General features: G+C 46.9%; 13 protein-coding genes. 6 read left to right on the forward strand and 7 right to left on the reverse strand.

Annotated features, from left to right (window positions below; all coding sequences use genetic code 11):
- Positions 1–12 precede the first annotated feature (12 nt).
- A complete protein-coding gene (locus ACH97_RS03385) occupies positions 13–1491 on the forward strand; it encodes a glycoside hydrolase family 32 protein (protein WP_020453475.1) in 1479 nt (492 codons plus the stop codon).
- Positions 1492–1628: 137 nt separating this feature from the next.
- On the opposite strand, the gene pepT is transcribed toward ACH97_RS03385, so the two are convergent.
- Complete coding sequence (pepT, locus tag ACH97_RS03390) at positions 1629–2861, reverse strand: peptidase T (RefSeq protein ID WP_020453474.1); 1233 nt, start codon at positions 2859–2861, stop codon at positions 1629–1631.
- Between the two features lie 139 nt (positions 2862–3000).
- On the opposite strand from pepT, the gene ACH97_RS03395 reads away from it, so the two are divergent.
- From ACH97_RS03395 to ACH97_RS03415, 5 genes are all read left to right on the forward strand, one after another.
- Positions 3001–3414 (forward strand): hypothetical protein, encoded by a 414-nt coding sequence (locus tag ACH97_RS03395; protein WP_020453473.1) that lies wholly within the window; start codon positions 3001–3003, stop codon positions 3412–3414.
- Between the two features lie 95 nt (positions 3415–3509).
- Entirely contained in the window at positions 3510–4079 is a 570-nt protein-coding gene (locus ACH97_RS03400; RefSeq protein WP_041817382.1) for a sigma-70 family RNA polymerase sigma factor, read from the forward strand.
- Positions 4049–5440 carry a DUF4179 domain-containing protein gene (locus ACH97_RS03405; protein ID WP_020453471.1) on the forward strand — a complete coding sequence of 464 codons (1392 nt, stop codon included), beginning with the start codon at positions 4049–4051 and terminating at the stop codon, positions 5438–5440. The genes ACH97_RS03400 and ACH97_RS03405 overlap by 31 nt, the downstream gene beginning before the upstream one ends.
- A 157-nt stretch (positions 5441–5597) precedes the next feature.
- On the forward strand, positions 5598–6917 hold the full coding sequence (locus ACH97_RS03410) for a PTS sugar transporter subunit IIC (protein ID WP_048350097.1): 1320 nt from the start codon (positions 5598–5600) through the stop codon (positions 6915–6917).
- A gap of 23 nt (positions 6918–6940) precedes the next feature.
- The gene (locus ACH97_RS03415) at positions 6941–8377 is read left to right on the forward strand and encodes a glycoside hydrolase family 1 protein (protein ID WP_020453469.1); all 1437 of its coding nucleotides are present in this window, start codon (positions 6941–6943) and stop codon (positions 8375–8377) included.
- Between the two features lie 54 nt (positions 8378–8431).
- Here the strand turns inward: ACH97_RS03415 and ACH97_RS03420 are convergent, their stop codons facing one another.
- The 6 genes from ACH97_RS03420 to argR form a co-directional block, all read right to left on the reverse strand.
- Positions 8432–9109 carry a Crp/Fnr family transcriptional regulator gene (locus ACH97_RS03420; RefSeq protein WP_020453468.1) on the reverse strand — a complete coding sequence of 226 codons (678 nt, stop codon included), beginning with the start codon at positions 9107–9109 and terminating at the stop codon, positions 8432–8434.
- 109 nt (positions 9110–9218) lie between these two features.
- Positions 9219–10169, reverse strand: a complete 951-nt coding sequence (gene arcC, locus ACH97_RS03425) for a carbamate kinase (protein ID WP_020453467.1) — start codon at positions 10167–10169, stop codon at positions 9219–9221.
- A gap of 21 nt (positions 10170–10190) precedes the next feature.
- The gene (gene arcD, locus ACH97_RS03430) at positions 10191–11597 is read right to left on the reverse strand and encodes an arginine-ornithine antiporter (protein WP_057957810.1); all 1407 of its coding nucleotides are present in this window, start codon (positions 11595–11597) and stop codon (positions 10191–10193) included.
- A gap of 53 nt (positions 11598–11650) precedes the next feature.
- On the reverse strand, positions 11651–12658 hold the full coding sequence (gene argF, locus ACH97_RS03435) for an ornithine carbamoyltransferase (RefSeq protein WP_020453465.1): 1008 nt from the start codon (positions 12656–12658) through the stop codon (positions 11651–11653).
- A gap of 29 nt (positions 12659–12687) precedes the next feature.
- The gene (arcA, locus tag ACH97_RS03440) at positions 12688–13923 is read right to left on the reverse strand and encodes an arginine deiminase (RefSeq protein ID WP_023856930.1); all 1236 of its coding nucleotides are present in this window, start codon (positions 13921–13923) and stop codon (positions 12688–12690) included.
- A 265-nt stretch (positions 13924–14188) separates the two neighbouring features.
- Positions 14189–14629, reverse strand: coding sequence for an arginine repressor (gene argR / locus ACH97_RS03445; RefSeq protein WP_048350098.1), 441 nt, complete (start codon positions 14627–14629; stop codon positions 14189–14191).
- Between the last annotated feature and the right edge of the window lie 111 nt (positions 14630–14740).

The raw sequence follows: 14740 nt of genomic DNA on the forward strand, positions 1-14740 counted from the left end.
AGGGTGTCACAGATGAATAGAATTCACCAGGCAGAAGAAGCATTGAAGAAAGCCGGAAAAAAAGTGAATCACCGATACCGAATGGGCTATCACATGATGCCCCGGGCAAACTGGATAAATGATCCAAACGGACTGATTCAATATAAAGGGGAGTATCATGTCTTTTATCAACATCATCCGTATGATGAGAATTGGGGGCCGATGCATTGGGGCCATTTGAAGAGCAGGGATCTTATTCACTGGGAACACTTGCCGATCGCTTTAGCCCCTGGCGATGCATTTGATGGGAGCGGCTGCTTCTCAGGAAGCGCAGTCGAATATAACGGCGACCTTGCTTTAATTTATACAGGGCATAATATGATAGATGAAGAGAAAGACGATTTCTATCAAAATCAGAATATAGCAGTCAGCAAAGATGGTATCACCTTTGAAAAACTGAAAGAAAACCCTGTCATCGCAGAGCCGCCGGAAGACAGCTCCCGCCACTTTCGCGATCCGAAAGTATGGAGGCATGGTGAGACCTGGTATATGGTGATCGGAAACGCCTCAAAAGAAAATGTCGGTCGGGTCATTTTATATCGCTCGCCTAACTTTGTAGATTGGGAATATGCAGGCGTCCTCGCCCAAAGCGACGGAAATCTCGGCTTTATGTGGGAATGTCCGGATTTCTTTGAATTAGACGGCAAACACATTTTGCTGATTTCTCCTCAGGGTATAGAGGCGGATGGTGATTCATATCAGAATCTGTATCAAACAGGCTATTTGATTGGAGATTATGATGAAGACACGAATGAGTTTGTACATGGCTCCTTTAAGGAATTGGACCATGGCCATGACTTTTATGCCGTGCAAACTTTGTTGGATGACAAAGGGCGCAGAATTGCGATTGGCTGGATGGATATGTGGGAGTCAGAGATGCCGACGAAAGCGGACGGATGGTGCGGGGCTTTAACTTTGCCGCGTGAATTGACGTTGAAGGATGATCACAAAATTTTAATGAATCCGGTTGAGGAGACTCAATTACTTCGTGAATCGGAACATCATGAATGTGCCAATCAATCGATTTCCGGCAGCTATTTGATAAAGACAGCCGAAAAGCTTCTTGAAGTGGTGGCCGTTTTTGATTTGACAATTTGCAGTGCCGAAACGGTTGGCTTAAAGATTCGGGGGATTGGTCAGGAAGAGACAATCATCCAGTACAGCTTGGCTGATCAAAAGCTGACGCTCGACTGTTCAAAGTCCGGCAAAGCGCGGGACGGTGTGAGAAACGTACGGCTTGAAGCGGAGGAGAAGCTCACCTTGCATCTGTTTCTTGACAGATCGTCTATTGAAGTATTTGCAAACCATGGTGAAGCGACAATGACCAGCCGCATATATCCCAAAGAAGGAAGAGCCGGGATTGAGCTGTTTTCTGAGAAAGGCAATGTACGGGTCGAAGAGTTCACTTACTGGACGCTGAAAGATATTTGGAAAGGCGATGAAGCTAAATGAGCAGAATATTTTGCATCGGTGAGACGTTAATCGGCTTTATGCCGAAACATGTTCTGATTTCGGCAAAGCGCAGATAAAGATTGATCTGACAAAAAAGCGGCTGTCGTGTCTTGCAGCCGCTTTTCGCTTTTTTCGTATTACGCTCTTTCTTCAAACAGCTTCACAATTTCCACGATGACATTGGCGGCTTTTACCATATTGTCGGCGGAAATATACTCGTATTTTCCGTGAAAGTTTTCCCCGCCTGTAAAAATGTTCGGACAAGGAAGCCCCATGTATGAGAGCTGGGAGCCGTCTGTACCGCCGCGGATCGGTTTCACAACCGGCTCGATGTCCAGATTTTTCATTGCTTCATAGGCAATGTCGACAATCTCTTTGACCGGTTCGATTTTTTCCCTCATGTTGTAATATTGATCATTCATGTCTACTGTGATGCTGTTTTCGCCGTATTTGGCTTTAAGGTCGTTTGCGATTTGTTGGACGTTGGCTTTTCTCTCGTTAAATCGGTCTCTGTCAAAATCCCTGATGATATAGGAGAGAGTGGTTTCAGAGACATCGCCCTTGATCGAAAGCAGATGGTAGAAGCCTTCATAACCTTCAGTAAATTCAGGGGCTTCGTTTGCCGGAAGTCCGGCGTGAAACTGCATCGCGATTTTGGCGGCATTGACCATTTTTCCTTTTGCTGTGCCGGGGTGGACGTTCGTTCCTTTACAAGTGATTTTCGCGGCTGCAGCATTGAAGCTTTCGTACTGCAGTTCGCCGAGCGGTCCGCCGTCAACCGTATACGCGAATGTGGCGTTGAACGCCTCTACGTCAAACTTGTGGGGCCCTCTGCCGATCTCTTCATCAGGCGTAAAAGCGACTCTGATCTTCCCGTGTTTGATTTCGGGGTGCGCAATTAAATATTCGATTGCCGTCATGATTTCAGAGATTCCCGCTTTATTATCGGCGCCGAGCAAAGTCGTTCCGTCGGTAGTGATCAATGTATGTCCCGCATAATCTGCAAGCTCGGGAAATTCCTTGGGCGATAAGACGACATTGAGAGATTCATTCAGCACAATGTCCTTTCCGTCGTATTGTTCGATAACCTGCGGATTGACGTTCTTTCCGGTAAAATCTGTTGCTGTATCCACATGAGCCAGGAAGCCGATCGTCGGCACCTCTTTTTCCGTATTCGAAGGAAGCGTCGCCATCACATAGCCGTTTTCATCGATTGTGACGTCCTTCATGCCGATCTCTTTCAGCTCTTCAACAAGCATATTGGCAAGCGTCAGCTGCCCGGGAGTGGAAGGCGTCGTCTGACTGTTTTCATTTGACTGCGTATCCACTTTCGCATAAGAAATGAGACGTTCAATCAGTTTGTTCTTCATGTTTCCTTCATCTCCAATTGTTGGTTTTATGTTTATCTTATCATTCATGGCGGGCGGATCGAAAACTTTTATTCCTGTATAGGAAAATTTAGTATAATATAGTTCTAAAGGATCATCACAATTGTAAGGGAGTATCACAATGGCTAAAGGTTATACAAATGAAGGAACAAAATGGGAGTTTGCACATTCTTTCTGGCTTGTGTTCACATGGGTTCCTTTTGGATTTTTAAGCTGGTTTGCATTTATTTATATCGCAGCGCGAACGAAACAAAGAAAATGGTTATTTGCCGGGATCGGATATGCAGCGGCTGTTTTATTCGCTGCTTTTACAGCCAGAACGTTCCTTTTCGATTTGGCTATGAAAGCCTTGCTTATCGTTTGGATCATCTCAATCATTCATGCTTTCAAAACAAGGGCCGAATATTTGGTTCGGCTTGAAGCCGTCTATCGAATCAAACGATCAAGTATGAATGAACTGAGGGAAGAGCTTAAATATGAACAGGAACCGCACGGCCAAACCGGAACTTCTAAAGTGACGCTGACAAAGAAATAAATAGAATCCGCTATTTTTGATGAAATAGCGGATTTTTTTAATGCAGAGAAAAAATTCCGTCCTTTTGAAACTTTTCTCATCCATTCTCTTCTCTAATGTTTGAAGGAGGCGCAGCAGTGAAGCAAATCAGATTAGTTAAGAAAGCTGTCGCAGGCAATGCCAAAGCTTTTGAAATGCTGTTTCAAAAGCACAGCGATCAGCTTTACAGAACAGCTTACATATATGTGCGAAATAAGGAGGACGCGTTAGATATCGTACAGGAGACGGCGTACAAGGCATTTTTATCGATTGCCCAGCTGAGGAATCCCGAATACTTTTTGACATGGCTGACGAAAATCCTCATTCATCATGCATATGCCTTATTAGACAAGAAAAAGAAAGTGGTTTTAATGGACAGGCCGCTGCAGGATGAAGGCCAGGAGCAGGAGATGGATGCGGACGACAGAATGGGGATGCTTGAAGCCGTTCAGCGGTTGCGAAAAGAATATCAAACCGCCATCATTCTATTTTATTATCACGACCTGCCGATACATGATATCGCCGAGGTGATGAATGCTCCTGAAGGAACCGTTAAGACCTATTTGAAAAGAGCGAAGTTTGAATTAAAACAACTACTGACTGGGGGAGAAGACGCATGGACAAACAATGGTTCAAAAACGAAGTAAACAAGATCAATGTTCCTACAAAAGAAATCCGCGAATCAATCGATAAAGGCATCAATCGGGCCAAGCGGGAAAAAAGGTTTCGGCCGAAGCACGCCGTGAAACGAACCATTTTTGTTTCAGGCGCGGCCGCTGTGCTCCTTCTCGGCAGCGGCTTCGTTTCCCCAGCGATGCAAAGCGTGTTGGCTGACGTCCCGCTGTTTGGGAAAGCGTATCAACAATTCCATGACTATGTCGGTCAAAACTTGGTGGCGGGCCAGCTTGTCACTGAACTGAACGAGAAAGCGTCCAGCAACAACATAGACGTGACGGCGACAAGCGTTTATTTTGACGGCGGAATCATCGGTATGACGTTTAAGGTGAAAAGTGATACAAGAAAAGATTTGGATGATGGAGCGAGAATGATTCATTTCACATTATTTAATGGCGAGCGCAAATGGGCGATCGCTTCTCAAGGAGACATAAAGAAAACAGAGGATGGCTATACCGGCTACATTCAAATGGGCTATCCAGATAAACATATTCCCGATAAACTGACACTCCCGGTTACGATCACAGATATTAACGGAATCAGAGGGAAATGGAAGTTCGACATTCCGGTTGATAAACTGCCGTATAAAACGCTCCACGTAACCAAAAACAATACACAATCGGCTGATGGCCATAAGCTCGCCGTAAAAACGGTAATTCTCGGAAAAGAATCGACTGTCATCGACTATGAAGTATCCAATTCAGAGGAACATCCAAACGATCGTACATCAATTATAAAAGTGACCGATGATAAAGGAAACGAAATCCCTTATTTGAGTGGCGGGCAGAGGACGACAGACAGTACAAAGAAAGGAAACAAGGTTCGTCACGAAGAAAGGCTGATCCTTGAAAAAGTGAATAAAGGAACAAAATACCTCAAGATTGAGGCGAGCAGCAGTATGGGCGATTCCGAAAAAACGCTGCCACTCACAAAAACGCCCGCCGTGCTGAGCGCTGACCGTCATGATTTCCAAATTGCCGTTGATCAGGTGAAACAAAACGGCAGCAAACTGTCTGTCGACTATCATTTGAAACATGTCGATCAATCTAAGATCGATATGGACAGCATGCAAAATTTTTTAGAAACGATGTCGCTGGTTGATTCGGCTTATAAAGGCTTTGACGAGGCGCCGGAGGGACACAGCGTAAAAGGTAATTTTACAAAAGTGCTAGATCCTGAAAAACTTCGATTCCGTTCAGACTTTACGTTAGATGGTGAATTTGGAGCGAAAAACTTCAGTCTTGGCCAATATTCGCTTGATGTCGAGTTTGGTTATTTAAGTGCATTTTATTCCACGCCGTTCAAGCCGATCAAAGTGCAATTGCCACAGTAAAATATAAGACCCGCTGTTTCAGTGAAACGGCGGGTTGTCTGCTTTGATGGCCTCCCAACCTGAAAAATTTCCTCTCCCAAAGGAAAAAATATGCACCGAAAAGAAAGCGTTTTCATTGTAAAGTAAAAGCAAACCACCAAAAAAAGGGGGAGAGTAAATGAGCAGGATGGCGAAGGTGACCGAGATGTTTGAGCGGGTCGCTTTTAAAATTACAAGCTTCAAATATATCATGGTCATTAAGTCGGCGTTTGTTACACTGATGCCGGTCATCATTGCCGGGGCGTTTGCGGTTCTGATGCAGAATATGGTGATGAGCCCCGAGACGGGACTTGCGGTTTTCGAGCCTTTTCGGTTCTTGTCTGCGCTTGAGCCGATTATGGCCTCGATCAATTATGCGACGCTGAACTTTATTACGATCGGCGCGGTGTTTTTGATCGGGATTGAGCTCGGGAAGCTGAATGGGCATGAATCATTTTTTCCCGGCTTGATGGCGCTGATGTCCTATATCTCTGTCATTCCATCGACGGTGCTGTTGGAAGTGAACGGTTCGATGCAGGAAGTGGTTAATGTGCTGGCCAAGGAATTTACGGATCCGAAGTCACTGTTTTTGGGGATGTTTATTTCGATTGTGTCTGTTGAAATCTTCAGCAAGCTTTCGAGCATGGACCGGCTCAAAATTAAAATGCCGGACAGCGTGCCGGCCAATGTCTCTGTCTCGTTCGGCACTTTATTTCCTTCGATTATTACGGTCACGATCATCGCCAGCTTCGGATTTGCTTTTCATCGGCTGACGGGCGTATACCTTCATGAAGCTGTGTACAATGTCGTGCAAAAACCGCTTGAGGGTGCGATTCAAGGCCTTCCCGGCATTTTGCTGCTAGTGTTTGTCGCACAGTTTTTCTGGGTCATCGGCATACACGGAAACCAGATGGTGAAGCCGATCAGAGAGCCTTTGCTGCTCGCTTCGATTACCGTCAATATGAATGCATACGCTGCCGGCGAATCGATTCCGAATATCATTACGATGCCGTTTTGGGATGTGTACATGAGCATCGGCGGATCCGGCGTCACGATCGGCCTGTTGATCGCGATTTTTATCGCGGGGAAACGGGAGGATTTGCGCAGCATTACAAAAATTTCGTTTGGTCCCGGCATCTTCAATATCAATGAACCGGTGATCTTCGGGGTTCCCGTCATGCTGAATCCGTTAATGGCGATTCCTTTTATTGTGACGCCGCTTGTGACGGGGGCGATCGGTTACATCGCGACAGCGGTGGGCTTTGCCGGAAAAGCCGTTGTCATGGTGCCGTGGACGACACCGCCGATTATCAACGCCTGGCTGTCGACAGGAGGAAGCCTCGGCGCCGTCGTCACACAAATCGTATGCATCATCGTCTCTGCCCTTATTTATCTTCCGTTTGTGATGTTGATGAATCGAAGCCTTACGGTCAATTCTGAAAAAAATGTTTCCATGTAAAGGCGTTGAAAGGAGCGAACGAAATGGCGAGACAAACGTGGAAGATTCCCGCCGATTTTATTCTCGGCGCAGCAGCGTCGGCGTGGCAGACAGAGGGGTGGCCCGGGAAGCGGCCGACACAGGATTCTTATTTGGATATGTGGTACAAGAATGACCCGCATGTATGGCATAACGGATACGGGCCGGCTGTGGCAACCGATTTTTATAACCGCTATAAAGAGGATATTCATCATATGAAAGAGATCGGCTTGACACATTACCGGACATCGATTAACTGGTCCCGCTTTCTGATTGATTATGAAACAACAGAAGTTGATGAAGTGTACGCAGGCTATATCGACGATGTCATCAATGAGCTGATTGCATCAGGTGTGGAACCGATGATTTGCCTTGAGCATTATGAGATTCCCGCAGTTTTAATGGAGAAATACGGAGGGTGGGGGTCTAAACATGTCATAGATTTATTTGCGGCATATGCGAAAAAAGTATTTGAACGATATGGAGACAGGGTGAAATATTGGTTTACTTTTAATGAACCGATTGTCCCGCAAACCCGGATTTTCCTTGATGCAATTCGATATCCATATGAGCAGAACACGAAAAAATGGATGCAATGGAATTTTAATAAGGCATTGGCGACGGCGAAATGTGTCAGGCTTTTTCACGCCCGCAAGTCCGATTGCCTGGAAGGCGCCAAAATCGGCGTTATTTTGAATCCGGAGGTTACTTATGCGAGATCAAGCGCGCCTCATGACCAAAAAGCGGCCCGCATCTATGATTTGTTTTTTAACAGGGTTTTTTTGGATCCGAGCATCAAAGGCGCCTATCCCGATGAATTGATAGAGCTCTTGGTTAAACACGATATTCTGTTTGACCATGATGAGGCGGAGCTTGACATCATCAAACAGCATACAGTAGATTTTGCCGGCATTAACCTTTATTACCCCCGCCGTGTAAAAGCTCCGTCAAGACAGTGGAATGACTCAACGCCATTTCATCCCGCTTATTACTATGAATACTTTGAGCTGCCCGGCAGAAAAATGAACCCATTCAGAGGATGGGAGATCTATCCCCAAATTGTCTATGATATGGCGATGAGACTCAAACATGAGTACGGAAATATCGAATGGCTGATTGCGGAAAACGGGATGGGCGTCGAACATGAGGAGCGTTTTAAAAATGAAGAAGGTGTCATTCAGGATGACTACAGAATCGATTTTATTTCGGCCCATTTGCGAGAGGCAATGAAAGGGATCGCAGACGGCGCAAACTGCAAAGGCTATATGCTTTGGGCGTTCACGGACAACGTCTCTCCGATGAACGCCTTTAAAAACCGCTACGGCCTTGTTGAGATCCGATTGGAGGACAACCGCAGCAGGGCGCTGAAAAAATCGGCTTGCTTTTATCGGGATATCATCAAAAACAGACAGTTTGAAACAGAGGAATTCCGGTATAAATAAAGGCGGCGGGGGGAATCATCCCGCTTGTCGTCGGGATGATTTCTCATATATGATCTACATAAAATACTCCGGCCGGTTGATCATAATCTGCTTGTTCATTTGACTGATCACGCCTTCGCAGCGGAGCTTTTTCAGGACGGCGCTGACGGTTTCGCGGGATGTCCCTGAGATTTTGGCAATTTCAGCAGCGGTGATCGGACAGTTGATGACGGTTGAATTGCTTTCTTTTTGACCGAGGCTTTCGGTTAAATAGTAAATGGCTTGTGTGACCCTGTCGTGTGCATGGGAGAGTGTAATGCGCTTCAGCCTTTCCTCGTGGAGGGCAAGAATGTCTGATAAATGATTGAGAATATCGTAAAGCAGGTTTTTGTTGTCCCGGACGAGATCTTCGAAGATGTTCATGGGTATATAGTAGAGTTCAATATCTGTTAAGGCTTCGGCGGCATAGTGATAATGCTCATCCCGAAACAAGCCTCCAAATGGAAAGAGGGTATGAGGACGTACATAGTCGGTATAAAACATGGATCCAGCTTCGTTTGATTTTTCGAGTTTGATAAAGCCGTCGAGAAGAAGGTACATTCGTTCCCGGGGGTCGTCTTCCATAAATAATATCTGGCCTTTATGGTAAGTGCGCCAATAGATAAACTGTTTCATATCTTCCAGATCTCTTTTATTCAGGGAAGCGAGAAGAGGAAACTTTTTCAGTTGATGTACGATGTCTTTGTTCTTCATATGGACCACCCTTATCGATTTTCTTATGTTGCGGCTATATAGTTTAAATTTTACTTGTTTTTGACGATTGGCAAAAGGAAGAACCCTCCCCGAGCCCTTCCTTTTGCTTTTAGGCTTGTTCGACAATCGTGCCGGCATTTCCTTGGAGAGCGTCTTTGGCTAATTTCAGGGATGTGATGACCGTTTTATTGCCTTTTTTGGCTTCGGCAAATTGGATGGCTGCTTTGACTTTTGGCAGCATGCTTCCTTCTGCAAATTGCTTTTCTTTTATATAACCTTTCAGTTCTTCGGTGGTGACGCGTTTCAGCGCGCGTTCTGTCGGCTTTAAATAATCGACGGCAACATAGTCGACACCTGTTAGAATGACCAGTTCGTCAGCCTGCACAAGTTCCGCCAGTTTGCAGGCGGCAAAGTCTTTGTCGATGACGGCGTCAATACCGGAGACGGCATCGCCGTTTTCAATGACGGGAACGCCTCCGCCGCCGGCCGCAATGACGATATGTCCGTGTTCGACAAGATCATTGATAACATCGTGTTCAAGGATCGATACCGGAGCCGGAGACGGTACGACCCGGCGCCAGCCTCTTCCGGCGTCTTCTTTAAAAACGAGGCCGCCGTTGCGGCTGTTCATCAGTTCTTTCGCTTCTTCTTCGCTGTAAAACGGACCGATCGGTTTTGTCGGGTTGCGGAATGCTTCATCATCGCCTCGGACGGCGACGCGGGTGATGACGGTTGCCGCATGTCCGCCTTTCCCTTTCGCATGCAGCGCCCGGTCAAGAGCATTTTGCAGCCAATAGCCGATCATTCCCTGGGTCATGGAAACACAAGTTTCAAGCGGCATGGCCGGTGTTTTCGGGGAATCCGCCTCTTTTTGCTGAATCATCAGGTTTCCGACCTGCGGGCCGTTTCCGTGCGTGACGATTAATTCGGCGCCGCTGTCGATCATATCCGCCAAATACATGGCGGTTTCTTCAAGCGCGCGCTTTTGCGCTTCTGCACTGGCATCTCCGGTTTGGATGGCATTACCGCCAAGTGCGACGACAATTTTTCTTTTTTTCATTTGATCATCACCTCTGTTTTGTTAAATTGAAATGCTTCCCGCAGCCAGCCTGATCACGGCGATGACAGCCAATACAAGAATCGCGGCGGCAATCAAAAGCTCGGCCTTATTGAAGACGGGGCCTTCTTTTCCTTTGCGGACAGCCCGGAATACGAGAATGCCGGGAGCGTATAAAATCATGGTCAAAAGCAGGTAATCAAGTCCTGCGGCATATACGAGCCAGACGCCGTAAATGCTTGCGATGATCCCGATGATGAGGTTCTTTCCCCGGTTAGGTTCTTTGTGCAGCCAGCTGTATTTAAGCTGATAAAGCCCGGAAAACAGATACGGGATCAAGATGGCCGAGGAAGCCAAGGAGAATGCAAACTGATAGGCCGCATCCGAAATGAGAAACGTCAGCAAAAACAGCTGGATAATGGCGTTTGTCAAAGTCAGCGCATTTGTCGGCGCGCCGTTTTTATTTTCTTTGCCGAACCATTTCGGGAAGACCCCTTCGCGCGCCGCGATCAGCGGGAGTTCGCCCGCGAATAATGTCCAGGCCAGCCAGGCGCCCAATACGGAAATGATTAATCCCAAGTTGATGAGCACAGCTCCCCATTTGCCGACGATATGCTCCATGATCGCGGCCATTGAAGGATTCGGAAGCCCGGCCAAGTTTTGCTGATTCATGACGCCGAGCGACAGCATCGTAATCATGACGTAAATCACAAGTACACTGATCAAGCCGATGACAGTCGCTTTGCCGACATCGCTTGATTTTTTGGCACGGCTTGAGAATAAGACGGCCCCTTCAATTCCGGTAAACACCCAGACGGTCACCAGCATCGTGCTCTTGACCTGTTTCCCGATGGAACCGAGCGACAGCCCTTTTCCCCAGAAATCGTTCGTAAATAAATCAAGATGAAACACAAAGATAATGGCGATAATGAAAGCAAAAATCGGTACCAGTTTTGAAATGGTCGTAATTAAGTTGATCATGGCAGCGGACTGTACCCCGCGCAGGATCAAAAAGTGCACGCACCAGAGGATTACGCTTGCACCGATAATCGATGCGACGTTTTGTCCGTCTCCAAACGCAGGGATGAAATATCCGACTGCGCTGAACAGCAGCGTTCCGTATGCGACATTGCCGAGAAGGGCTGCGAACCAGTACCCCCAGCCGCTGTTAAACCCCATAAAATGGCCGAATCCTTCCCGCGCATAAGTGAAAATACCGCCGTCTAAATCAGGCCTTTTCGTGGTCAAGTTTTGGAAAGAGAAGGCCAGGGCAATCATGCCGACTCCGGTGATGATCCAGCCGATTAAAATGGCTCCCGCCCCCGCTCCTGAAGCCATGTCGCTTGCAAGGTTGAAGGCGCCCCCGCCGATCATCGATCCGATGACAAGCGCGATAAGTGCAAACAGCCCAAGTTTCTTTTCTTCCGCCATTTTTGTCACCTCATTCGGTTTAGAATGGAAAAGGGAATGAGCCCCTTTTCCTGTCAGTCAAGATCGCCGAGTGTCGCTGCCATGACAGCTTTAATTGTGTGCATGCGGTTTTCAGCTTCATCGAACACTTTAGAGTGTTTGCTGCGGAACACTTCGTCCGTCACTTCCATTTCTTTAAGGCCGTGCTGATCGTAAACGTTTTGTCCGTAAGTTGTATGAAGGTCGTGGAAGGCAGGCAGACAGTGCAGGAAGATGACGTTATCGTTTCCTGTTTTCTTGACGAGATCCATATTCACTTGATAAGGCTTGAGCAGTTTGATCCTTTCAGCGAACTTGTCTTCTTCTCCCATGGATACCCAGACGTCCGTATACAGAACGTCGGCTCCGGACACGGCTTCATCTGTATCGCTTGTGACGGTGATTTTTCCGCCGGATTCTTCGGCGAACGCTTCCGCCATTTTAACGATGTCTTGATCAGGGAACAGCTCTTGAGGCGAGCAGATTCTCACGTCCATGCCGACTTTGGCGCCGCCGATGAGCAGGCTGTTTGCGACGTTGTTACGGCCGTCGCCGATATAGGTGAGTTTGATCCCTTTTACGCGTCCCGTATGTTCTTTCACTGTCATAAAGTCCGCAAGCATCTGCGTCGGATGCCATAAATCGGTCAGCCCGTTCCATACCGGCACACCGGAATGCTCTGCCAGGGAAATCACTTTTTCATGTTCAAATCCGCGGAATTCAATTCCGTCGAACATGCGGCCGAGAACTTTGGCTGTGTCTTCGATCGATTCTTTTTTGCCGAGTTGAATGTCGTCTTTTCCCAAATATTCGGGATGCGCACCGAGGTCGATACAGGCTGTCGTGAAAGCGCAGCGCGTTCTTGTAGAAGGCTTTTCAAACAGCAAAGCGATGTTTTTACCTTCCAAATAGCGATGCTTGATGCCTTGCGCTTTTTTTTCTTTTAATTTTTGGGCGAGATCGAGCAAATAGAGGATTTCTTCTTCGGAAAAATCTTTTTCAGCTAAGTAGCTTCTGCCTTTTAAATCAATCGTTTGGTTCATGGATCTCTCTCCTTTTTCTTTAGGTTTGGCTATTTCACATCTTCGCGATAGAGCGGCATGCTCATGCAGCGCGGGCCGCCGCGTCCTCTTGAAAGCTCCCCGCTCGGGATTTCGATAACTTTAATGCCCTGTTCTCTCAAACATTCGTTAGAAATGTAATTCCGGTCATAGGTGACGACGACACCAGGAGCGATCGCGAGTGTATTGGAACCGTCATTCCACTGCTCCCTGGCTGAAGCGATTTCGTCTCCGCCGCCGCAGAAGATCAAGTTGACATCTGAAAGGCCGAGCGTTCTTTTTAGCACTTCCGGCAGATTGTGTTCTTCAGTCGTACGAATGTCGTCTGCCGTTTCCCCTCTCTCAAGAACGAAGATCCGCATGTCTCCTTCAGGCCCCTGGATGGCGGGATGGATCGTGAATTGATCTCGGTCAACCATCGTGAAGACGGTATCTAAATGCATAAAGGCTCTGCTCTTCGGTATTTCGACGGCCAGTACGCGGCGAATCCGGCTCTGCCGCTGAAATAAGTTCCGGACAAGACGCTCGATCGCCTGAGCCGTTGTCCGTTCTGATACCCCGATCGCTACGGTATCTTCATTTAAGACAAGCTCATCTCCGCCTTCGATATTGAATTTGAAATCACGGTCAAGCCAAACCGGAATCTCATGTCCTTTAAAACGCGGGTGGTGATTGATAATGTAGCGCATAAACAGCGACTCTCTCCTGCGAGCAGGCTCTTTCATTTTGTTGATGGTCAGTCCGCTTCCGATGGCGGCCGCCGGATCTCTTGTGAAGTAAAGGTTTGGCATCGGATCTAGATAAAATGGATAATGGTCTTCCATCAGCTCATGAAGATGCGATTTCTTTTCGCGTTCCAGCTCATTTTTTCGAATGCCGCTCATCACATGTTCGACCATCGAATCGGCGTCAAAGGTGAGCAAGAACTCTTTCAGTCTGTCGTAAGCGCCGTTGATATCTGCTTTGCTTTCCGTTAACAGCTCATCGATAAACCGCTCGCGGATGAAAGCGTCATCCAGGGCTTCAGCCGTCAGCTTTTCTAAATAAAGAACTTCAACTCCCTGTTTCTTTAACGTTTCTGCAAATTGGTCATGCTCTTTTTGCACCGCTGGCAAAAAGGGAATATCGTCAAAGAGAAGCCTTTCCAGATATTCGGGTGTGAGGTTTTCCAGTTCCCGACCGGGCCGCTTCAGCATGACGGTTTTCAAAGGGCCGATTTCAGAGTAAACGTGTATCGGTGTTGTCATGATCATCCCGCCTCCTAAGCTCTTTTTGTTACATGTACAGCTTAAAACAGGAAGGAAAAGCGCGATGTGAAAGCGATAACAACGAAAACGTGATATATTTCACATGTTTTTTGATGAAGCAAAAACAAAAATGAATAATTATGATAAATCGAAAATGAGTCCTTGCAGGAGCAGAGAATAGAACGTATAAAACGTGTATATTTTTAAAGGGGATTTTTTGAAAAAATTTTTTTTGAGGGAAAAAAAGCTGATCCGGATGGCCGGATCAGCATAAGTGATCACAAAATGATTGGGCTGCCTCAGGCGATTGGGAAATCACAAGGCATGTATCGTTCCCGCATATACAGCCCAGCATTTCCGGGCTTCCCAGCTTATCAAGAAGGACGCCGATGGCATGGGCGTTGCCGGGCATTGTTTTAATAATGATCAAGTGGTCCGTCCGATGCACATGAAGGACAACGTCGGAGATTTTATCTTTTAATATTTTGGAAGGGTTGATGGATAAGGAAGCATTTGTCGTGTAGACAAGCTTTCCGTTTTCACCGGGCTGTTTCACAAGATACATTTCTTTAATATCGCGGGAAATGGTAGACTGCGAAACGGCGATGCCCCGTTTTTCCAGCAGGGATGCCAGCTGTTCCTGATTTTCTACCGGATGTTCGAGAATGGTTTGCTTGATGAGCCATTGCCGTTTTTGTTTGTTCATAAGAGCGCCTCCCAGGCAAAACACGTATATCTATTATTATAGGACGGTTTTATCGTCGGCAGATGGAAGCTATTTTACAAAAAAACAAATCTTTCAGTCTGTTAAAGGGGT

It is taken from the genome of Bacillus paralicheniformis (genome assembly GCF_001042485.2).
Taxonomy (GTDB): Bacteria; Bacillota; Bacilli; order Bacillales; family Bacillaceae; genus Bacillus; species Bacillus paralicheniformis.